Source organism: Pseudomonas sp. JL23 (genome assembly GCF_056933585.1).
In genome coordinates this window covers 1,053,036-1,074,117 of record NZ_CM167795.1, presented here as the reverse complement: position 1 = coordinate 1,074,117, position 21,082 = coordinate 1,053,036, and the positions used below count along the sequence as shown (strand labels likewise).

The following is a 21,082-nucleotide window of genomic DNA, read 5'->3' as shown; positions in this document are numbered from 1 at the left end:
GGTGACGTCACCTCATGCCATTGCGCCAGCGTCTTGAAAACCTGCCGGTCGGCCAGAAGCTTCTCGCCGCCCTGCTGGTCTTGCTGACCACCGTTCTGTTGGTGGCCAACCTGACCTTTATCAGTGCCGCCTACTACATCTCTCAGGAAGCCATGGCGCCCCAGGCGTTGCAGACCATCGGTCGCCTGATCAGCAATCCGGACCTCGCCAGCCAGGCCCTTGATTCGGCCGAAGACGCCCAGAGCCTGCTCAAGGAGCTGAACAACTACAGCCCTCTGCGCGCCGCCGCCCTCTACGACAATAACGGTGAGCGCCTGGCGCAGTTGCAGGAAGGCAACAAGATCAAGCTGCCCGAGCACTATCACAACATCGAAGCCTGGCGCATGACCGAGTTTCGCAGCACCCAACTGGTCCAGGTGCCGCGGCCCGGCAAGGCGCCGGGGCATCTGTTGCTGGTTGCCAGCAGCGAATTGCCCACGGCTTTCTATACCGGCACCCTCACCGCCAGCCTTGGCATCCTGATTTTCAGCGTGCTGTTGTGGCTGGTCGTGGCCCGACAGATTCGCCGCCTGATTACCGAGCCGATCTACCAGCTTGAAGAGCTGTCGCGCCAGGTCACCCGGGAAGAAAACTACGCCCTGCGCGCCGAGCGCGGCAATCATGACGAGATCGGCAGCCTGGCCGCGGCGTTCAACACCATGCTGTCGCGCATCGAAGCCCGTGAGCAGCAACTCAAGCGCGCCCGAGACGAGTCCCAGGACGCCTCTGATCAGGCCCAGGCCCTGGCCGAAGAAACCCGTCACACAAACCGCAAGCTGGAACTGGAGGTCAAGGTTCGCAGCAAGATCGAGAAGAAGCTCACCGGCTTTCAGAACTACCTCAACAGCATCATCGACTCTATGCCCTCGGCCCTGATCGCTCTGGACGAACAGCTCTACGTCACCCAATGGAACCAGGAAGCTGGCGCCCTTTCCGGCACGCCGCTGGATGAAGCGCTGAATCAGCCGATCTTCCTCGCCTTCGAGCCGATGAAGGCTTTTCTGCCGCAGATCAAGCACACGGTCGAAAGCCATAGCGTGACCAAGATCGAGCGGGTGACCTGGATTCGCAACGACGACCCACGCCATTACGCCCTGACCTTCTATCCGCTGACTGGGGGTGCCGGGCGCGGTGTGGTGATCCGCATCGACGACATCACTCAGCGCCTGTCTCTGGAGGAGATGATGGTGCAGTCCGAGAAAATGCTGTCGGTGGGCGGACTGGCGGCGGGTATGGCCCACGAGATCAACAACCCGCTGGGGGCGATCCTGCATAACGTGCAGAACATTCGCCGCCGACTGTCTCCGGATCTGCCGAAGAACCTGGAACAGGCCGAACAGACCGGCATCACTCTGGACGCCGTCAATCTGTACCTGGAAAGCCGCGAAGTGCCCAAGCTCCTCGACGGCATCCAGCAGGCCGGCGGCCGGGCGGCGAAGATCGTCAGTCATATGCTCAGCTTCAGTCGCCGCAGCAAGCGGGAAATGGCGCCCTGCGATCTGCCGGCGCTGATCGATCAGGCGGTGGAAATCGCCAGTAATGACTTTGACCTGGCCATCGGCTTCGACTTCAAGGGCCAAGCGATCGTTCGCCAGTTCGACCCGGAACTGGGCCCGGTGCCCGGCACTGCCAACGAACTGGAACAGGTGCTGCTCAACCTGCTGAAAAACGCCGCCCAGGCGATCCATCAACGCGACGACGACAGCGAGCCGGGGCGCATCATCATGCGTACCCGGCTCAACCCGCCGTGGGCCGAGATTCAGGTCGAGGACAATGGCGTCGGCATGCCGGAACAGGTGCGCAAACGCATCTTCGAGCCGTTCTTCACCACCAAGGAAGTCGGCCAGGGCACCGGTTTGGGCCTGTCAGTGTCGTATTTCATCATCACCAACAACCACAAGGGCCAGATGGAAGTGCAGTCGACCCAGGGCCAGGGCACTTGCTTCACGTTGCGCCTGCCGCTGTCCGGCAGCACCGTCAATGTGCCCCAGGCCATTATTCCCCAGATTTGAACAGGAGTCGGCTACATGGGTTTTCGCTTGTCGAAGATTTACACACGCACCGGAGACAAAGGCGAAACCGGCCTCGGCGATGGTCGCCGGGTGGCCAAGGACCATCCGCGGGTCGAGGCCATTGGCGAAGTCGATACACTGAACAGCCAGTTGGGGCTGTTGTTGGCCGGGCTGGCGGAACAGGCTGAAGCCGTACCGGGGTTGCGCGAGCTGATCACGGTTCTGGCGCCTTGCCAGCACCGCTTGTTCGATCTCGGCGGCGAACTGGCGATGCCGACCTATCAGGCACTGAATCAGGCAGAAGTCGAACGTCTGGAAGCGGCCATCGATCTATGGAACGAAGAACTCGGCCCCCTGGAGAACTTCATCCTGCCTGGCGGCTCAAGCCTGATCGCCCAGGCTCACGTCTGCCGCAGCCTGGCCCGGGGTGCCGAGCGGCGTTGCCAGCAACTCAATGCCGTAGAACCCTTGGGTGAAGTGGGGCTGGCTTATATCAATCGCCTGTCCGACCTGCTGTTCGTTGCCGCGCGGATGATTGCGCGGCGCCAGGGGATTGCCGAGATATTGTGGGAAGCGGCAAAGAAGCCGTAAGAGTCTCGCAATATGAAGTGGGACCGGCTTTAGCCGGGAAGGCGTCTGATCGGCCCAGGAAATCCAGCGGATGTACCGGCCCCTTCCCGGCTAAAGCCGGTCCCACAATGTCATACGTTATTCGGGCCAGAAGGCCCTGATACCCGCTACACCCTGCGCGCCACTGTCCCATGCCCGGCGGCGTTCATCCGGGCCAACCCCGCCTAGCAGAAACACCGGCTTGCTGAACCCGGCAATCAGCTCGCTCGCCTGCTCCCAACCCAAAGGCACGGCCTCGGGGTGGGTCTGGGTCGGCTGGACCGGCGACAAGGTGACGAAATCCACGCCCATCTGCTCGGCCAGGGTCAGTTCTTCAGCGTTATGGCAGGACGCCGCCAGCCAGCGCTCTTCAGGGAAAGGACGGCCCTTGCTGGCGTACTTGCGCAGTTGCTCGGCGGTCAGGTGCCAGCCCGCGGCCGGGAAGTCGCCCAGCCACTCCAGCGGGCCTTTGAGCATCAGTTGCGCCTTGCCAGCACACAGGCCGACCGCATCCACTGCCAGATCGCGGTATTGCGGGTCATAGCGGTTCGGCGCACGCAGCTGGATCAGCTTGATGCCACTGGCAACCGCCTTCTGAATACCGCGCAGCAGCTCGCCGTTGTCCAGATCGTCCGGGGTAATCAGGTAATCGGCAGGCAGGCGCGCGGCGGCGACGATCGGCTGATTGGCCGCCGGGAAATCATAATTGACCAGTTCGCGGTTGCTGACCCAGGCCAGCGGCTGGCCTTCGGCGCCATGGGGCTCGCCCGTGAAGGACGAGACTTCCCAGACATCCAGCAACACCTGCTTGTCCGGGTAGTCGTGCTGGATTTTGATCAGCGGTCGGGCACTGCGCACGGCAATGCCCAACTCTTCCTTGAGTTCACGAGCCAGGGCCGACTGCACGCTTTCGCCTGCCTCGACCTTGCCACCGGGAAACTCCCAGAGACCGCCCTGATGCTGGGTATCGGCACGGCGGGCGATGAGAATCCTGCCGTCAGTGCCGCGAATGACCGCCGCCGCTACATGAACTCGCTTCACAATTAACCTTCCTCTAGAGCAGCCTGTTGCCAGCGCTTGAAGGCCGGCCACTGGTAGATCGTTTCAACATAGGCCGCCGCCTCAGGGGGCAACGACACATGGTAGCTGCGCAGGCGCACGGCTACCGGAGCAAAGAACGCGTCGACAATGCCAGGCTTGCCGAACAGGAACGGACCACTGTCAGCGCACGCCTCACGGCACTCGGCCCACAGGGCAAATACCCGTTCGATATCGGTCTGGGTATTGACCGAGATGAACTCAGGCTCGGCGTCATGCTGCAAATCCATGGGCATATTCGAGCGCAGGCTCGGGAAACCGCTGTGCATCTGTGCCGCTGCCGAACGCGCCTGGGCACGGGCGGCGATGTCCTTGGGCCAGAGTTCCCCGTCCGGGAAGCGCTCGGCCAGGTATTCGCAGATCGCCAGAGAGTCGGCGATAAGTCCGTGCTCGCACTTGAGCGCAGGAATCTTGCCCGACGGCGAGTGTTCGAGAATCCGTTGCAGAGTATCTATCTGCTTCAGACGGATGATCTGCTCGGTGTAGGTCGTGCCGAGCATTTCCAGCACCAACCATGGGCGCAGAGACCAGGAGGAGTAACGTTTGTCGCCGATGAACAGGTGCAGGCTCATATGTGTCGCTCCCTGATAAAAAACATGACGGCTCGCTGGAAAACTTCTGTGGGACCGGCTTTAGCCGGGAAGGCGACCGAACAGCCGATGAGCATTCAGCGACTGAAAGAAAGTCTTCCCGGCTAAAGCCGGTCCCACCACAGCCAATCCCACAGATTCTCAGCTTATTACGTTCGGTATTCCGCGTTGATCTTCACGTATTCGTGGGACAGATCAGTGGTCCAGATGGTTTCGCTGCAATCACCACGGCCCAGTTCGATGCGGATGGTGATTTCTGCTTCGGCCATCACGGCCGAGCCCTGCTCTTCCGTGTAGGTAGTGGCACGGCAGCCCTGACGGGCGATGCACACGGCGCCGAGGAACACGTCGATCTTGCTCACGTCCAGGTCCGGCACACCGGCACGACCGACTGCGGCGAGGATGCGGCCCCAGTTCGGGTCGGAAGCGAACAGCGCGGTCTTGATCAGCGGCGAGTGGGCCACGGTGTAGCCGACGTCCAGGCATTCCTGGTGGTTGGCGCCGCCGTTGACCTGCACGGTAACGAACTTGGTCGCGCCTTCGCCGTCACGGACAATGGCCTGGGCCACTTCCATGCACACTTCGAAGACGGCCTTTTTCAGCGCTTCGAAGACCGGGCCCTTGGCTTCGGTGACTTCTGGCAGCCTGGCCTGACCGGTGGCGATCAGCATGCAGCAGTCGTTTGTCGAGGTGTCGCCGTCAATGGTGATGCGATTGAACGACTTGTTAGCGCCGTCGCGGATCAGATCCTGCAACACGCTCTGGCTGACTTTGGCGTCGGTGGCGATGTAGCCGAGCATGGTCGCCATGTTCGGACGGATCATGCCGGCGCCCTTGCTGATGCCGGTCACTGTCACGGTCACGCCGTCATGCTGGAACTGGCGGCTGGCGCCCTTGGGCAGGGTATCGGTGGTCATGATGCCGGTGGCCGCAGCCGCCCAGTTATCCACTGACAGGTCGTCGAGAGCGGCTTGCAGAGCGCCTTCGATCTTTTCCACAGGCAACGGCTCGCCGATCACACCGGTGGAGTATGGGAGTACGGCACTGGCATCGACGCCGGTCAGCTCGGCCAGTTTGGCGCAGGTACGGGTCGCGGCGATAAGGCCCGGCTCGCCGGTGCCGGCGTTGGCGTTACCGGTATTGGTCAGCAGATAGCGCACGGGCCCTTGCACACGTTGCTTGGCCAGGATCACCGGGGCTGCGCAAAACGCATTGAGGGTGAAGACACCGGCGACGCTGGAGCCTTCGGCACAGCGCATGACCACGACGTCCTTGCGGCCTGGGCGCTTGATACCCGCCGAGGAAATGCCAAGTTCAAAACCGGGGACCGGGTGCAGTGTCGGCAAAGGACCAAGACCAACAGCCATGAAGTGCGCTCCTTGATAATCAGCTGGCGCCGTCCAGCGACGGCAATCGATGAAAAAACGCCGCGACGGCTAAGCCGGTCGCGGCGCTTGTATTACTCAATCAGATCTAAAACTTAGCTGATCTGACCGTGACAGTGCTTGAATTTCTTGCCCGAACCACACCAGCACAGCTCGTTACGACCCAATTTCTGATCATTGCGAACCGGCTCGGTGGCCACTGCGACATCATCACCCTCTTCAGCAGCCAGGGCCTGTGGTTGGTCCAGGCCTGGCGCAGACGGATGCTCGAACTGCATGCGCTGGGCCAGCTCTTCAGCTTCCTGGCGCAGACGGGCCTCTTCTTCGGCCGGGTCTTCGCGACGAACCTGAACGTGGGACAGGACGCGGATGGTGTCGCGCTTGATCGAGTCCAGCAGTTCCTGGAACAGGGTAAACGACTCGCGCTTGTATTCCTGTTTCGGGTTCTTCTGGGCATAGCCACGCAGGTGGATACCGTGACGCAGGTGATCCATGGTCGACAGGTGGTCTTTCCACAGGTCGTCCAATACGCGCAGCAGGATCTGCTTCTCGAAGGTCCGCAACGCCTCGGCACTGGCCTGCTCTTCCTTCTCGTTGTAGGCCAGCAGCAACTCTTCGAGCAGCTTGGTGCGCAGGGTGTCTTCGTGCAGATGATCGTCTTCGTCGAGCCATTGCTGGACCGGCAGTTTCACGCCGAAGTCGCTGCTGATGGCCGCTTCCAGACCGGCCACATCCCATTGCTCAGGCAACGATTGCGGCGGGATGTGCTGGCTGATCAGGCTGTTGAGGACTTCTTCGCGGAACTCGGCAATGGTGTCACCAATGTTCGTCGCAGCCAGCAGGCTGTTACGCATGTGGTAGATCACTTTGCGCTGTTCGTTGGAAACGTCGTCGAACTCGAGCAGTTGCTTACGAATATCGAAGTTGCGGCCTTCAACCTTGCGCTGAGCCTTTTCGATGGCGTTGGTCACCATGCGGTGCTCGATCGCCTCGCCGGACTGCATGCCCAGGGCCTTCATGAAGTTCTTCACCCGGTCAGAGGCGAAGATGCGCATCAGGCTGTCTTCCAGGGACAGGTAGAAGCGGCTGGAACCGGTGTCACCCTGACGACCGGCACGACCACGCAGCTGGTTGTCGATACGGCGCGATTCGTGACGCTCGGAAGCAATGACATGCAGGCCGCCGGCTTCGATGACCTGCTGATGACGCTTCTGCCAGTCGGCCTTGACCTGAGCGATCTGCTCCGGGGTCGGGTCTTCCATGTTGGCGACTTCGACTTCCCAGTTACCGCCCAACAGGATGTCAGTACCGCGACCGGCCATGTTGGTGGCGATGGTCAGAGCACCCGGACGACCGGCTTGCGCAATGATCTCGGCTTCTTTTTCGTGGAACTTGGCGTTGAGAACCTTGTGCTCGATGCCTTCCTGGTTAAGCAGGGCGGACATGCGCTCGGAGGTCTCGATGGTCGCCGTACCGACCAGTACCGGACGGTTCTCGGCCAGACAGGCCTTGATGTCGGTAACGATGGCTGCGTACTTCTCGTCCGCGGTCAGGTAGACCAGGTCGTTGAAGTCCTTGCGCGCCAATGGCTTGTTCGGCGGGATGACCATCACGGCCAGGCTGTAGATCTGGTGGAACTCGAACGCTTCTGTATCGGCGGTACCGGTCATGCCGGACAGCTTGTTGTACAGGCGGAAGTAGTTCTGGAACGTAGTCGAGGCCAGCGTCTGGCTTTCGGCCTGGATGTTCAGGTGTTCCTTGGCCTCGATGGCCTGATGCAGGCCTTCGGACAGGCGACGGCCCGGCATGGTACGACCGGTGTGCTCGTCGACCAGCAGAACCTGGCCGTCCTGAACGATGTATTCAACGTTGCGATGGAACAGCTTGTGCGCGCGCAGACCGGCGTAGACGTGGGTCAACAGGCCCAGGTTATGCGCCGAGTACAGGCTTTCACCGACGGCCAGCAAGCCGACTTCGGTGAGCATCTCTTCGATGAACTGGTGACCGGACTCGTTCAGCTCGACCTGACGGGATTTCTCGTCGATGGAGTAGTGACCGGCCTTGGTGACCTGGCCTTCCACTTCCTCGATGTGCTGCTCAAGTTTCGGGATCAGGCGGTTGATCTCGGTGTACAGCTTGGAACTGTCTTCGGCCTGGCCGGAGATGATCAAAGGCGTACGGGCTTCGTCGATAAGGATCGAGTCCACTTCGTCGATCACGGCGAAATTCAGCTCGCGCTGGAATTTTTCATCCAGGGCAAACGCCATGTTGTCGCGCAGGTAATCGAAACCGAATTCGTTGTTGGTGCCATAGGTGATATCGGACGCGTAGGCGGCACGCTTCTCTTCCGGCGGCTGAAACGGCGAGACGATGCCGACGCTCAGGCCGAGGAATTCGTACAGCGGGCGCATCCAGTTGGCGTCGCGACGAGCCAGGTAGTCGTTGACCGTGACCACATGCACGCCCTTGCCGGACAGTGCATTGAGGTAGACCGCCAGCGTACCCACCAGGGTCTTGCCTTCACCGGTGCGCATTTCCGCGATCATGCCTTCGTGCAGGGTAATACCGCCGATCAACTGAACGTCGAAGTGGCGCATGCCCATGACACGTTTGCCCGCTTCCCGCGCGACAGCGAAGGCTTCAGGAAGGAGGTTATCGAGGGTCTCGCCTTTGGCTATACGGGCCTTGAACTCTTCGGTCTTGGCGCGCAGTTGCTCGTCCGAAAGGGCCACCATTTGCTCTTCGAAGGCATTGACGATCTGTACCGTCTTGAGCATGCGTTTGACTTCACGCTCGTTCTTGCTTCCAAAAAGTTTTTTTAACAAAGGCGCAAACATATCGACAGGATCTTCCACACATAGGAATGGAGGGCGGCCCCGTGAGTCGCCCGTGCAGCCATCATGGCCGCATGCGAACGAGCATTCTACCCGGAAACGATGGTGAGGAAAGTGGCGTTATTCCACGATGCTGGCACAGCGCTGTAACGGGGCAGATCTACAATAAGGCCATTTCTTCGGACTTCAACCCATCAGAGGATGAAAGCACGTTATTGATTTACCGGTAAAAATACAGGAAACCCGCGAAGTCAGCAGGTCCCGGGCTTTCTGCTAACATGGGGCTCCGCTATTCCCAGGTGCCGTGTCATGGCTTTTCGTCCTCATTCCGCTCGTCTGCCCGCCGTGCTGCTGCGTGAAGCCAAGCCGCTGAAAGCCATTTTTCGTCATGCCCAGCGCCTCGGCCAGTTGCAAAGCCTGGTGGAAAGCCAGCTGCAACCGGCTGCCCGCGAGCATTGCCATGTGGCGTCCTGGCGCGAAGGCACCTTGTTGTTGATTGTAACCGACGGCCACTGGGCCACTCGTCTGCGCTATCAACAGAAGCGTCTGTTGCGCCAGCTTCAGGCGTTCGACGAATTCATCAACCTGGATCGCATCCTGTTCAAGGTACAACCGCCGACGGTGCCTCAGGGTGCCGCAGGTCATACCATCGATCTTTCCAGCGTCGCTGCCGAGAGTATCCAAGCCACCGCCGAGGGTATCACGGACCCGAAATTGCGCGCGGCGCTGGAGCGATTGGCCAGTCACGCCAAGGCGCGGACCTAGCGCGGCCTTCCTGAGGCGGGACCAGCCTCCTCCCGCTCGAAGCTGATCCCAAACCGCTCATGCCAGTGCCTGGTGCTTATTTTGCTGTAAGAAACGGCAGCAACGCCTTTAACATCTCTTGCGGTGCTTCCTCCTGAGGATAGTGTCCTGCCCCCGGGATTACGCGGGCTGTCACGTTGGTGGCGACCGGCGCCAACATATCCTTCAAGCCGCCAGCGCGTGCAAATTCGCCGCCCACCGTCAGTACGGGCATCTTCAATGGGGTAAGCCCATGCTTTTTATTCTGCTCGATAGTTTGTGGGATGGCCCGGTAGTAGGCAAAACCTGCGCGCATTGCTCCAGGTTTTGAATAGGCACGAATATATTCTTCGGTCGCCAGATCAGTCGGCCGGTAAGCGAAGCTGTTAAACAGCCACTCCAGATAAATCCGCTCCTTGCCTTCGATCAGCGCCTCCGGCAAATCCACTAACTGGTTAAAAGCGAAATGCCAGGAACGCAGTGGATCAAGGCCCGGAATACCGGCCTCGGACAACACAATGCGGGAAATTTCGTCAGGGTAGTTGGCAGCCATGGAATAACCGATCCACATACCCACATCATGGCCAACCACGCTGTACGCCGAATGTCCCAGTGATTGCATCAACTCGTGCAGATCCCGAGCGACGTTGTCCGTGTCATATCCGGACAGAGGTCGATTCGAATCTCCCAGACCACGCGGGTCAACGGCAATGACAGTGAAGTGTCGGGCCAGCTCCGGCATGATTTTATGCCAGGTATAAGCCGTTTGCGGCCAGCCTGGAATCAGCAGCAATGCAGGCCCTTTACCGCCCACAACATAATGCAAGCGGACGCGATCCTCGTTCACGACGGCGTAGCCATCTTGAAAGCTGCAAGTTTCACAGGATGCGTTGTTGGATGCAGCCTCAGCCGCGACGGCATTCATCGGCAGCACGCCTGACAACAGATTCAGGCCCAAGGATAAAGATAATGTCGAAAGCAGGCTGCTGCCTTTCAGGGGGAACGATTTCATAGCGCGGTCTCCATCTGGAGCAAACTCGTGACAAGTATCAAAGGCAGATCAAGCTGCCTGATACGCCAAACGAGCAACGCTGAACGAAAGCAGACCTGAAGAATGCGCGAAATAACGTCCACTGACGTAGGACACTTCTCTTTTTAACGCTAGCACAGACACAGGGCCCAAGGAGACGTGCCGAAAGCCTATAAAAAAAGGCCGCCCGAAGGCAGCCTTTGAAAAGCAAAAGGAAAGAGGGTCTTGCTTGTCTTACACGGCCGCGACAGGGCGCATGTAAGAAATAGGTGCCGTACTGGCATCTTCGAAGGTCACGACTTCCCAGGCGTCTTTCTGCTCGATCAACGTGCGCAGCAGACGATTGTTCAGTGCATGCCCCGATTTGAAGCCACGGAACTCACCAATCAGGCTATTGCCCAGCAGGTAGAGATCGCCGATGGCATCGAGAATCTTGTGTTTGACGAATTCGTCCTCATAACGCAGGCCGTCTTCGTTGAGTACACCATCCTTGTCTACAACGATGGCGTTTTCCACACTGCCGCCGAGTGCGAGGTTGTGCTTGCGCAGGTACTCGATATCACTCATGAACCCGAAGGTCCGGGCGCGGCTGACTTCCTTGACGAAGGAAGTACTGGAAAAATCCACGCTCGCACTTTGGGTGCGATCCTTGAAAACCGGGTGATCGAAATCGATCTCGAAACTCACCTTGAAACCTTCGAAAGGCACGAAAGTAGCGCGCTTGGCACCATCTTCCACTGACACTTCCCGCAGGATCCGGATGAATTTCTTCGGCGCGTCCTGTTCTTCCAGGCCTGCCGATTGAATCAGGAATACGAAGGGTCCCGCGCTGCCGTCCATGATGGGAACTTCGGAGGCAGAGAGTTCGACGTAGGCGTTATCGATGCCCAGGCCAGCCATGGCCGAGAGCAAGTGTTCTACGGTGTCGACTTTGACATCACCGCTGACCAGAGTGGTCGACAGTGTGGTGTCACCGACATTTTCCGCACGCGCAGGGATTTGCACCACGGGGTCGAGGTCAGCACGACAAAACACGATGCCGGTATTCACAGGCGCAGGCTTGAGGGTCAGGTAAACCTTTTCCCCCGAGTGCAGGCCTACACCTGTGGCACGGATAATATTCTTCAGGGTGCGTTGTTTAATCATGGCATGGGCCGCTTCAGCGCAAGTTGCGAACTGGTATCAACAAAGGCTGGCGATAATAGCAGACCCGGCCTTTGCTGAACACCAATCACCCGAATACCCCTGATACATTTCATCAATCGGCCTGACGACGCAGGAAAGCTGGGATATCCAGATAGTCCAGGTCATCGTTCGGGTTCATCTTCGCAGCCGTGGTAGCACCTGCATGAGCCTGGTTACGCATCACGGTAGGACGCTCCAGATCGCGATAGTTCACCGTACCGCTTTCCTGACGGGCAGCAGGCTGGGCCGACGCGGCTTGCGTGGTCTGCATGGTGTTGTCGATGACCTTCATCGGCTTCTCGATTTTCGCGCCGAGGCCGGTGGCAACCACTGTCACGTGCAACTCGTCACGCATGTCCGGATCGATAACAGTACCGACCTTGACCATCGCGTGCTCGGAAGCGAACGCTTCGATGATGCTACCCACGTCCGAGTACTCACCCAGAGACAGGTCAGGACCGGCAGTGATGTTGACCAGGATGCCGCGTGCGCCCTGCAGGTTGACGTCTTCCAGCAACGGGTTGCGGATGGCGGCTTCTGTGGCTTCACGTGCACGGTTAGGACCGCTGGCTGCGCCAGTGCCCATCATGGCCATGCCCATTTCGCTCATGACAGTACGTACGTCGGCGAAGTCGACGTTGATCATGCCCGGACGTTTGATGATGTCGGAGATACCGCGAACGGCACCGGCCAGTACATCGTCAGCCTTGGCGAACGCCGACAACAGGCTTGCGTCTTTACCGAGGATGGTCAGCAGCTTCTCGTTGGGAATGGTGATCAACGAGTCGACGCTTTCCGACAGCAGGCGGATGCCTTCGTCGGCGATCTGCATGCGCTTGCGACCTTCGAACGGGAACGGACGGGTCACCACCGCAACGGTGAGGATGCCCATTTCCTTGGCCACTTCAGCGATGATCGGCGCTGCACCGGTACCGGTACCACCGCCCATGCCTGTGGTGATGAACACCATGTTGGTGCCTTGCAGGACTTCTGCAATGCGCTCACGGTCTTCCATGGCAGCCTGACGGCCGACTTCCGGGTTTGCACCCGCACCCAGACCCTTGGTAACGCCGGTACCCAACTGCAGAATGGTCCGCGCGCCGATGTTTTTCAGGGCTTGAGCATCGGTGTTGGCGCAGATGAATTCGACGCCTTCGATGTTGCTCTTGACCATGTGGTTAACAGCGTTGCCGCCGCCACCACCCACGCCGATAACTTTGATTACCGGGCTTTGCGGGACGTTGTCTACGAGTTCGAACATTTTCCCTCTCCTTTCATTTTTCTGGTTGTTTCGCCTACTACCTGCCGCTACCACTTTTGAAGCTTTGAAACTGAATCAGAAGTTGCCCTGGACCCAACGCTTGAGTCGCTCCAACACCGGCGCCTTGGGCTCATCGCTGTAGCCGCCGCCGCTGTTGTGGTGACTCATGCCGGACAGGGAAATACCGTCGGACTGCTTTTGCAGCCCGTACAGCAACAGGCCGACACCTGTGGAATAGATAGGGTTGCGCACCACATCGGCGAGCCCCTTGACGCTATGCGGCACACCGAGGCGTACCGGCATGTGGAAGATTTCCTCGGCAAGTTCCACCGCACCTTCCATTTTCGAGGTACCACCGGTCAGCACGATGCCGGCGGGAATCAGGTCTTCGTAGCCGCTGCGACGCAGTTCGGCCTGGATCAGGGTGAACAGCTCGTCGTAACGGGGCTCGACCACTTCGGCCAGGGCCTGGCGCGACAGTTCGCGCGGTGGACGGTCGCCGACGCTTGGCACCTTGATGGTTTCACCGGCACCGGCCAGCTTGGCCAGGGCGCAGGCGTAACGGATCTTGATCTCTTCGGCGTACTGGGTCGGCGTACGCAGGGCCATGGCGATGTCGTTGGTCACCTGGTCGCCGGCAATCGGGATCACCGCCGTGTGACGAATGGCACCTTCGGTGAAGATGGCGATGTCGGTGGTGCCGCCGCCGATATCCACCAGGCACACGCCCAGCTCTTTCTCGTCATCGGTCAGCACCGAGTAGGCCGAGGCCAGTTGCTCGAGAATGATGTCGTCTATTTCCAGACCGCAGCGACGCACGCATTTTTCGATGTTCTGCGCCGCGTTCACCGCGCAGGTCACGACGTGAACCTTGGCTTCCAGACGCACGCCCGACATGCCCAGAGGCTCGCGAACACCTTCCTGGTTATCGATTACGTAGTCCTGGGGCAGCGTGTGCAGCACGCGCTGGTCGGCAGGGATCGCCACGGCCTGGGCCGCATCGAGTACCCGCTCCAGGTCCGCCGCACTGACTTCACGGTCGCGAATGGCGACGATGCCGTGGGAGTTCAGGCTGCGGATATGGTTGCCCGCCACGCCGACGAACGCCGAGTGGATCCGGCAACCGGCCATCAGTTGCGCTTCTTCGACGGCGCGCTGGATCGATTGCACGGTGGATTCGATGTTCACCACCACGCCCTTCTTCAGGCCGCGGGATGGATGCGTACCGATACCGACGATTTCCACCGTGCCATCGGCCGCGACCTCGCCTACCAGTGCCACCACCTTGGAGGTACCGATATCCAGCCCGACGATCATTTTGCCGCTTTGCACGTTTGCCATGGTCCTGCCTCTTGTCAATTCTTCGCGACGGCGGGTTTGTCCGTCGTAGCCGCTGCCTGCTCACGCCATCCGACAGCAAGGCCGTTGGAATAACGCAGGTCGATGCGGGCAATATTCGTAATCTGTTCCTTGAGCGTTTTTTCGTATATCGCGATAAAACGGCGCATTTTCTCGACGAGATGGTCTCGTCCCAGCAACAACTCGATACCCGGGCCTGAACTGCCGGCCCCGGTAGTCAGGAACCAGCTGCCGCGCTCGCGCAACTCCAGGCGCGCGATCGAGAAGCCCAGCGGCCGCAACATCTGGCTCAACACCTGATACTGCTGCATCACCTGCTGCTGCGCGCGCTGCGGGCCGAACAACTGCGGCAGATGCTCGTAGTTGGCCAACTCCCGTGGCGCGAACGCCTGGCCCTGGTTGTTGAGCAAGGCACCATCACCCCAACGGGCGACCGGCAGTTGCTCTTCAAGCCGGATCACCACCTGGTCAGGCCACACGCGACGCACTTCGGCGTGGGCGATCCAGGGCATGGTTTCCAGCTCCGTACGCATGCTGGTCAGGTCGATGGTGAAAAAACTTGCCGCCACATAAGGCGCAATACGTTGCTGCACAGCCTGCTGGCTGATGTAACTCAAATCGCCCTGCACGTTGATCTTGGTGATCGGCCGGTCGGCATAGGGCAGCAAGCGCTGCGCCGCCTCGTAGGCACCAAAGCCCAGCGCCACCAGCATCACAGGCCAGAACAGGCCCTTGAGGAACCCGAAACTCGGCTTGGGCATGCGCGCCGACAGTGGCTCCTTGGCCACCATGCGACTGGCACCACGCGGCACCGGCTTGCGGCCGGGAGCGGGTTGCTGTTGACGAGCCGACGCGCCTTGCATGCTTAACCTCGCGCCTCAACACTGTCGGCCAGAATCGCCAACACCAGTTGCTGGAAATCCAGCCCGACGCCGCGTGCGGCCATGGGAACCAGACTGTGATCGGTCATGCCGGGAACGGTGTTCACTTCCAGCAGCCAGAATTTGCCCTCGGCGTCCTGCATCACGTCGGTGCGTGCCCAGCCGGCAATACCGATGGCGTCGCAGGCCCGCGCGGTCAGGTCCATGAGTTCCTGTTCCTTTTCCACGGACAGCCCGCAGGGCATCCGGTACTGGGTATCGGAAGCCAGGTACTTGGCGTCGTAGTCGTAGAAAGTGTGGGGAGTGCCCAGGCCGATCGGCGGCAGGATCTGGTCGCGCAGCGAAGCGACAGTGAACTCTGGACCTTGAATCCATTGTTCGACCAAAACTTGCGAATCGTAGGTACTGGCTGCTTTCCATGCGGCGATCAATTCGTCGGCGCTGGTCACTTTGGCCATACCAATACTGGAACCTTCATGGGCCGGTTTGACGATCAAAGGCAGGCCCAGTTCCGCAACGGCAGAAATACAATCGTCTTCGCTGCCCAGCACAGTATGACGCGGGGTCGGCAGGTCGAGGCTTTGCCAGACCTGCTTGGTGCGCAGCTTGTCCATCGCCAGGGCCGAAGCCAGTACACCGCTGCCGGTGTAAGGGATCTCCAGGCACTCCAGCAGGCCCTGCATAGTGCCGTCTTCGCCTCCACGACCGTGCAACACGATAAAGGCGCGGTCGATCTTCTCGCTGGCCAGACGCTGCAACAAGTCGTCGCCAACGTCGATACCGAACGCCTCGACGCCCGCGTTCAGCAGCGCTTCAAGCACCGCCTTGCCGGACTTCAACGACACCGGCCGCTCGGAGCTCTTGCCACCGAAGAGCACGGCGACGCGGCCGAAGCTTTTCGGTTCAATGGTCGAGATCAATGCGGCTTGCACGGCGTTGCTCATTTCAGCTTCCCTTCAGTCGAAGCAACCACGGCACCCGCGAACAGCGGGCTGCGCAGCAGGCTCGGCGCCAGACCACCAATGTCGCCCGCGCCCTGGCACAGCAGGATGTCGCCGGCACGCAGCAGTGGCTTGACCAGCGGCGCCAGCTCGACGCCACGCTCGATGTAGATCGGGTCCAGTTGCCCACGCTGACGGATGCTGTGGGCCAGCTGGCGGCTGTCGGCACCGGGGATGGGCTCTTCGCCCGCCGGATAGACTTCCATCAACAGCAGGACATTGGCGTCGTTGAGCACCTGCACGAAGTCGTCGTAGAGGTCGCGGGTCCGGCTGAAACGGTGCGGCTGGTAGACCATCACCAGACGGCGATCCGGCCAGCCGCCACGTACGGCGTTGATCACTGCGGCGACTTCACGCGGGTGGTGGCCGTAGTCGTCGACCAGCATTACATGGCCGCCTTCGACTGGCAGCTCGCCGTACACCTGGAAGCGTCGGCCGACGCCCTGGAAGCCCGACAGGCCCTGAACGATGGCTTCATCGCTGATGCCTTCGTCGGTGGCGATACAGATGGTCGCCAGGGAGTTCAATACGTTGTGGTTGCCCGGCATGTTCACCGACACGTCCAGCGGCTCACGGTCGCGACGCAGCACGGTGAAGAACGTTTGCATACCTTCCTGACGCACGTTGATGGCACGCACGTCGGCGTTTTCATGGAAGCCGTAAGTCATGATCGGACGCTTGACCGACGGCATGATGTCGCGCACCACCGGATCGTCGATGCAGACCACGGCCAGGCCATAGAAAGGCAGGTTATGCAGGAATTCGACGAAGGTTTTCTTCAGTTTGTTGAAGTCGCCTTCATAGGTCGCCATATGGTCGGCGTCGATGTTGGTGACCACGGCCACCAGCGGCTGCAGGTGCAGGAAGCTGGCGTCGCTTTCATCGGCTTCAGCGATCAGGTAACGGCTGGTGCCCAGCTGCGCGTTGGTCCCGGCGGCGTTCAAACGGCCACCGATGACGAACGTCGGGTCCAGGCCGCCAGCGGCGAACACCGAAGCGATCAGGCTGGTAGTGGTGGTCTTGCCATGAGTACCGGCAACGGCGATGCCGTGGCGATAGCGCATCAGCTCGGCGAGCATTTCGGCACGCGGCACCACCGGAATGCGACGCTCAAGGGCGCTGGCGACTTCCGGGTTGGAAGTGTTCACCGCGCTGGAAACCACCAGCACGTCGGCACCCACGGTGTTTTCGGCCTGATGACCGATAAAAATATGCGCGCCGAAGGATTGCAGGCGCTCTGTAACCGGCGAAGCCTTGAGGTCGGAACCGGAAACGTCATAGCCCAGGTTCAGCAGTACTTCGGCGATCCCGCACATGCCCACACCGCCGATACCGACGAAGTGAATACGACGGATACGGCGCATTTCCGGTTGTGGCATTGCCCGTTGATTCTCAACCATGGACCACCTCCAGGCAGGTATCGACGACAGTGTTGGTGGCGTTCGGCTTGGCCAGACGACGGGCCGTACGGGCCATGGTGTTCAGTTGTTCGGGTTGCATCAAAACCTCTGTCAGGCGCGCCGCCATTTCGGCCGCGCCGGTTGTCGCTTGTGGCATGACGAAGGCTGCACCTTCGCGGGCCAGGTATTGGGCATTGCGCGACTGGTGATCGTCGATCGCATGGGGCAGCGGGATCAGCAACGAAGGCAGACCGGCCGCAGCCAGTTCGCTGATGGTCAGGGCACCGGCCCGGCAGACCACCAGATCGGCCCAGCTATACGCTTCGGCCATGTCCTGGATGAACGGCGCGACCTGCGCCTCGACACCGGCGGCGCGATAACGCTCGGCAGTGACGCCATCGTGTTTCTTGCCGGACTGGTGGAACACTTCAGGGCGCATGTCCGCAGGGACCAGCGCCAGCGCTTCAGGCAGCAATTTGTTCAACGGCTCGGCACCCAGGCTGCCGCCCAGTACCAACAGACGCGCGCGGCGGCCGACCAATTCCTGCTTGGGCGTCTCGTAGAACAGCTCGGCACGCACCGGATTGCCGGTGGTACGGCGCTTCGGCGAAACCGGGAAGGTATTCGGGAAAGCCTCGCAAATGCGGCTGGCAAACGAGGCCAGGCTACGATTGGCTGTGCCAGCCACGGCGTTCTGCTCGTGGATCACCAAAGGCACTTTCGCCAACTTCGCCGCCAGGCCGCCAGGGCCGGTGACATAGCCACCGAAGCCAATGACGCACTGCGGCTTGAGTTCACGCATGACCTTGCGCGCCTGTTGCAGCGCCTTTAGCAGCATGAACGGCGCCTTCAACAGCGACAGCTTGCCCTTGCCGCGCAAACCGGTGGCGTCGATCAGGTGCAGGGGGATGCCAGCATTGGGTACCAGATCGTTTTCGATGCCGCGCGGCGTACCCAGCCAGTGCACTTTATAGCCACGGGCCTGGAATTCTCGGGCACAGGCCAGCGCCGGAAATACATGCCCGCCAGTGCCGCCCGCCATGATCAGTACGTTAGCGTCCATGGGGTGGCTCCTCGGCGAAGTCACTTTCGCTGAATTCGGTTTCTTCACTGCCCATGTTGTTGCGCGATTCCCATTCGATGCGCAGCAACAACCCCAGGCTGGCACAGCAGATCACCAGGGAACTGCCGCCGTAGCTGAGGAATGGCAGGGTCAGGCCCTTGGTCGGCAGCAGGCCGACGTTCACGCCGATGTTGATCAGGAACTGGCCGATCCACAGGAACGACAGGCCATAGGCGACATAAGCCGCGAAATACTGCTTGGCGCGCTCGGCCCACATGCCGATGTACATGCCACGGATACTGACGAAGACGAACAGCGCCACGGTGGCCAGGGAGCCAACCACACCCAGCTCTTCAGCGAGTACGGAGAATACGAAGTCAGTGTGCGCCTCAGGCAGATAGAACTGCTTCTGCACACTGTTACCGAGACCGACGCCGAACCACTCGCCGCGACCGAAAGCGATCAGGGCCTGGGTCAACTGGTAGCCGGAACCGAACTGATCGGCCCATGGGTCAGTAAAGGTGGTCAGACGCGCCATCCGGTAAGGCTGGGCCTGTACCAGGACGAATACCGCACCGACCGCCAGCACCACCATCAAGGTAAAGCGGAACAGGCCGACGCCGCCGAGGAACAGCATCGCCGCCGCCGAGCCCATCATGACCACGGTGGCACCGAAGTCCGGCTCCATCAGCAACAGACCGGCCATGGGCAGCAGCACGATGAACGGCTTGAAGAAACCCATCCAGCTTTCGCGCACTTCCTGTTGGCGGCGGACCAGATAACCACCGAGGAAAATCACCACGAAGACCTTGGCGATTTCCGAAGGCTGCACGTTGAACGCACCAAAGCCGATCCAGCGGATCGAACCGTTGACCTCACGGCCGATGCCGGGCACCAGAACCATCAACAGCAGACCGAAGGCGGCGATCAGCATCAGCCAGCCCAGACGCTGCCAGGTGGCCACCGGAATCAGCATGGTCACGCCGCAGGCGACAAGACCGATCACCAGATAAATCAGATGACGGATCATCATGTACAGCGGGTTGCCCGATTGCACGGCGGCCACTTCCGACGACGCGGAAGTGATCATCACCAGGCCCAGGCCGAGTAGCGCAAGGCAACCGGCGAGCATCGGGAAGTCGACATCGATGCCACGACCACTGATCAGCGGCGACGGATACGGCTTGATGACTCCGAGAATCATGCCAAGCCCTCCACTGCCTGCGCGAACAACCGACCGCGCTCTTCGTAGTTCTTGAACATATCCAGGCTGGCGCAGGCAGGCGACAGCAATACGGCGTCCCCGCTCTGAGCGACTTCGGCGCTGCGTTGCACGGCTTCTTCCAGGCTAGTCACGCGAATCAGGGGTACGGCATCACCCAGGGTCTGGGCAAGCCGTTCGGCATCGCGGCCCAACAGGACCACGGCGCGGCAATGGGCGGCAACCGGCGCGCGCAGGCCGCTGAAATCAGCGCCCTTGCCGTCGCCACCGGCGATCAGCACCAGTTTGCCGGGGATATCGGCCCCCAGACCTTCGATGGCCGCCAGGGCCGCACCGACGTTGGTGGCTTTGGAATCGTTGTAATAGCTCACGCCCTCACGCTCGCGCAGCCACTGGCAGCGATGCTCGAGGCCTGCGAAGGAACGCAGGCTGCTGAGCATGGCATCCATCGGCAGGCCCACGGCATGACCCAGCGCCAAAGCAGCCAGGGCATTGGCCTGATTGTGCGCGCCGCGCATCTTCAGTTCGCTGACCGGCATAAGGCTGTCGAACTGGAAGGCCAGGTATTTCTTGCCGTTCTCTTCGCGCAGACCGAAGCCGTGGAAGTCCGGTTTGTTCAGGCCGAAGGTCCAGCAGGGCTGACCTTCAGTCATCAGCGGTCGCGACAGGGCATCCTGACGGTTGACCACCACTTGCCGCGCGCCCTGGAAAATCCGGTGCTTGGCCAGGTGATAAGCCGGCAGGCCGCTGTAGCGGTCCATGTGGTCTTCGCTGATATTGAGCACGGTGGCCACTTCAGCGCCGAGCTGGGTAGTGGTTTCCAGCTGGAAGCTGGACAGTTCCATAACGTACAGCTCGACAGCGTCGTCGAGCAGATCCAGGGCCGGTGTGCCGAGGTTGCCGCCCACCGCCACACGCTTGCCGGCAGCTGCGGCCATCTCGCCGACCAGGGTGGTCACGGTGCTTTTCGCATTGGAGCCGCTGATGGCAATGATCGGCGCCTTGGCGTTACGCGCAAACAGGTCTATATCGCCGGACATTTTCACGCCCCGCGCGGCCGCCTGCTGCAACGCTGGGGTCGCCAGAGCCAGGCCCGGGCTGACATACAGCTCGTCGGCGCGGCAGAGGAATTCCACGTCCAGCTCGCCACAACGCACGTCTACCTGCGGATAGTCACGACGCAAGGTCGCCAGTTCCGGCGGGTTCTCCCGCGTATCGGCCACGGCAAACGACACGCCCCGGTTCGCCAGGAAGCGAACCAGGGACATGCCGCTCTTGCCGAGACCGACAATGATGCGGAAGTGGTCAGACGCGATCAGAGACACTCGTT

The 21,082-nt window shown here is 60.6% G+C and carries 17 protein-coding genes; 3 read left to right on the top strand and 14 right to left on the bottom strand.

The window, feature by feature from the left end; genetic code table 11:
* Nucleotides 1-14 precede the first annotated feature (14 nt).
* Together AC1Z24_RS05185 and AC1Z24_RS05180 are read left to right on the top strand one after the other, a co-directional pair.
* Entirely contained in the window at nt 15-2,051 is a 2,037-nt protein-coding gene (locus AC1Z24_RS05185; protein ID WP_483744797.1) for a sensor histidine kinase, read from the top strand.
* A gap of 15 nt (nt 2,052-2,066) precedes the next feature.
* Nucleotides 2,067-2,642 carry a cob(I)yrinic acid a,c-diamide adenosyltransferase gene (locus AC1Z24_RS05180; protein WP_483744796.1) on the top strand — a complete coding sequence of 192 codons (576 nt, stop codon included), beginning with the start codon at nt 2,067-2,069 and terminating at the stop codon, nt 2,640-2,642.
* Between the two features lie 117 nt (nt 2,643-2,759).
* Here AC1Z24_RS05180 and AC1Z24_RS05175 read toward each other — a convergent pair whose 3' ends face one another.
* From AC1Z24_RS05175 to secA, 4 genes are all read right to left on the bottom strand, one after another.
* Entirely contained in the window at nt 2,760-3,701 is a 942-nt protein-coding gene (locus AC1Z24_RS05175; RefSeq protein ID WP_483744795.1) for a Nudix family hydrolase, read from the bottom strand.
* A 2-nt stretch (nt 3,702-3,703) separates the two neighbouring features.
* Nucleotides 3,704-4,330, bottom strand: coding sequence for a glutathione S-transferase family protein (locus tag AC1Z24_RS05170; RefSeq protein WP_483744794.1), 627 nt, complete (start codon nt 4,328-4,330; stop codon nt 3,704-3,706).
* 167 nt (nt 4,331-4,497) lie between these two features.
* Entirely contained in the window at nt 4,498-5,715 is a 1,218-nt protein-coding gene (gene argJ, locus AC1Z24_RS05165) for a bifunctional glutamate N-acetyltransferase/amino-acid acetyltransferase ArgJ (protein ID WP_483744793.1), read from the bottom strand.
* A 113-nt stretch (nt 5,716-5,828) separates the two neighbouring features.
* The gene (secA, locus tag AC1Z24_RS05160) at nt 5,829-8,570 is read right to left on the bottom strand and encodes a preprotein translocase subunit SecA (protein WP_483744792.1); all 2,742 of its coding nucleotides are present in this window, start codon (nt 8,568-8,570) and stop codon (nt 5,829-5,831) included.
* Between the two features lie 306 nt (nt 8,571-8,876).
* Between secA and AC1Z24_RS05155 the strand changes: the two genes are divergently transcribed.
* Complete coding sequence (locus AC1Z24_RS05155; protein WP_483744791.1) at nt 8,877-9,332, top strand: DUF721 domain-containing protein; 456 nt, start codon at nt 8,877-8,879, stop codon at nt 9,330-9,332.
* Nucleotides 9,333-9,408: 76 nt separating this feature from the next.
* On the opposite strand, the gene AC1Z24_RS05150 is transcribed toward AC1Z24_RS05155, so the two are convergent.
* From AC1Z24_RS05150 to murD, 10 genes are all read right to left on the bottom strand, one after another.
* A complete protein-coding gene (locus AC1Z24_RS05150) occupies nt 9,409-10,362 on the bottom strand; it encodes an alpha/beta fold hydrolase (protein ID WP_483744790.1) in 954 nt (317 codons plus the stop codon).
* 252 nt (nt 10,363-10,614) lie between these two features.
* Nucleotides 10,615-11,526 carry a UDP-3-O-acyl-N-acetylglucosamine deacetylase gene (gene lpxC, locus AC1Z24_RS05145; protein WP_259098385.1) on the bottom strand — a complete coding sequence of 304 codons (912 nt, stop codon included), beginning with the start codon at nt 11,524-11,526 and terminating at the stop codon, nt 10,615-10,617.
* Between the two features lie 112 nt (nt 11,527-11,638).
* Complete coding sequence (gene ftsZ, locus AC1Z24_RS05140; protein ID WP_483744789.1) at nt 11,639-12,826, bottom strand: cell division protein FtsZ; 1,188 nt, start codon at nt 12,824-12,826, stop codon at nt 11,639-11,641.
* Between the two features lie 75 nt (nt 12,827-12,901).
* Nucleotides 12,902-14,167, bottom strand: coding sequence for a cell division protein FtsA (gene ftsA / locus AC1Z24_RS05135; protein WP_483744788.1), 1,266 nt, complete (start codon nt 14,165-14,167; stop codon nt 12,902-12,904).
* A gap of 14 nt (nt 14,168-14,181) precedes the next feature.
* Entirely contained in the window at nt 14,182-15,048 is an 867-nt protein-coding gene (locus tag AC1Z24_RS05130) for a cell division protein FtsQ/DivIB (RefSeq protein WP_259098380.1), read from the bottom strand.
* A 2-nt stretch (nt 15,049-15,050) separates the two neighbouring features.
* Entirely contained in the window at nt 15,051-16,010 is a 960-nt protein-coding gene (locus AC1Z24_RS05125) for a D-alanine--D-alanine ligase (RefSeq protein ID WP_483744787.1), read from the bottom strand.
* Nucleotides 16,007-17,467, bottom strand: coding sequence for a UDP-N-acetylmuramate--L-alanine ligase (gene murC, locus AC1Z24_RS05120; RefSeq protein ID WP_483744786.1), 1,461 nt, complete (start codon nt 17,465-17,467; stop codon nt 16,007-16,009). The genes AC1Z24_RS05125 and murC overlap by 4 nt, the downstream gene beginning before the upstream one ends.
* The gene (gene murG, locus AC1Z24_RS05115) at nt 17,460-18,530 is read right to left on the bottom strand and encodes an undecaprenyldiphospho-muramoylpentapeptide beta-N-acetylglucosaminyltransferase (RefSeq protein ID WP_483744785.1); all 1,071 of its coding nucleotides are present in this window, start codon (nt 18,528-18,530) and stop codon (nt 17,460-17,462) included. The genes murC and murG overlap by 8 nt, the downstream gene beginning before the upstream one ends.
* Complete coding sequence (gene ftsW, locus AC1Z24_RS05110) at nt 18,520-19,731, bottom strand: putative lipid II flippase FtsW (RefSeq protein WP_259099827.1); 1,212 nt, start codon at nt 19,729-19,731, stop codon at nt 18,520-18,522. The genes murG and ftsW overlap by 11 nt, the downstream gene beginning before the upstream one ends.
* Nucleotides 19,731-21,077, bottom strand: a complete 1,347-nt coding sequence (gene murD, locus AC1Z24_RS05105) for a UDP-N-acetylmuramoyl-L-alanine--D-glutamate ligase (RefSeq protein ID WP_483744784.1) — start codon at nt 21,075-21,077, stop codon at nt 19,731-19,733. Before murD ends, ftsW begins: the two co-directional genes overlap by 1 nt.
* Nucleotides 21,078-21,082 lie beyond the last annotated feature (5 nt).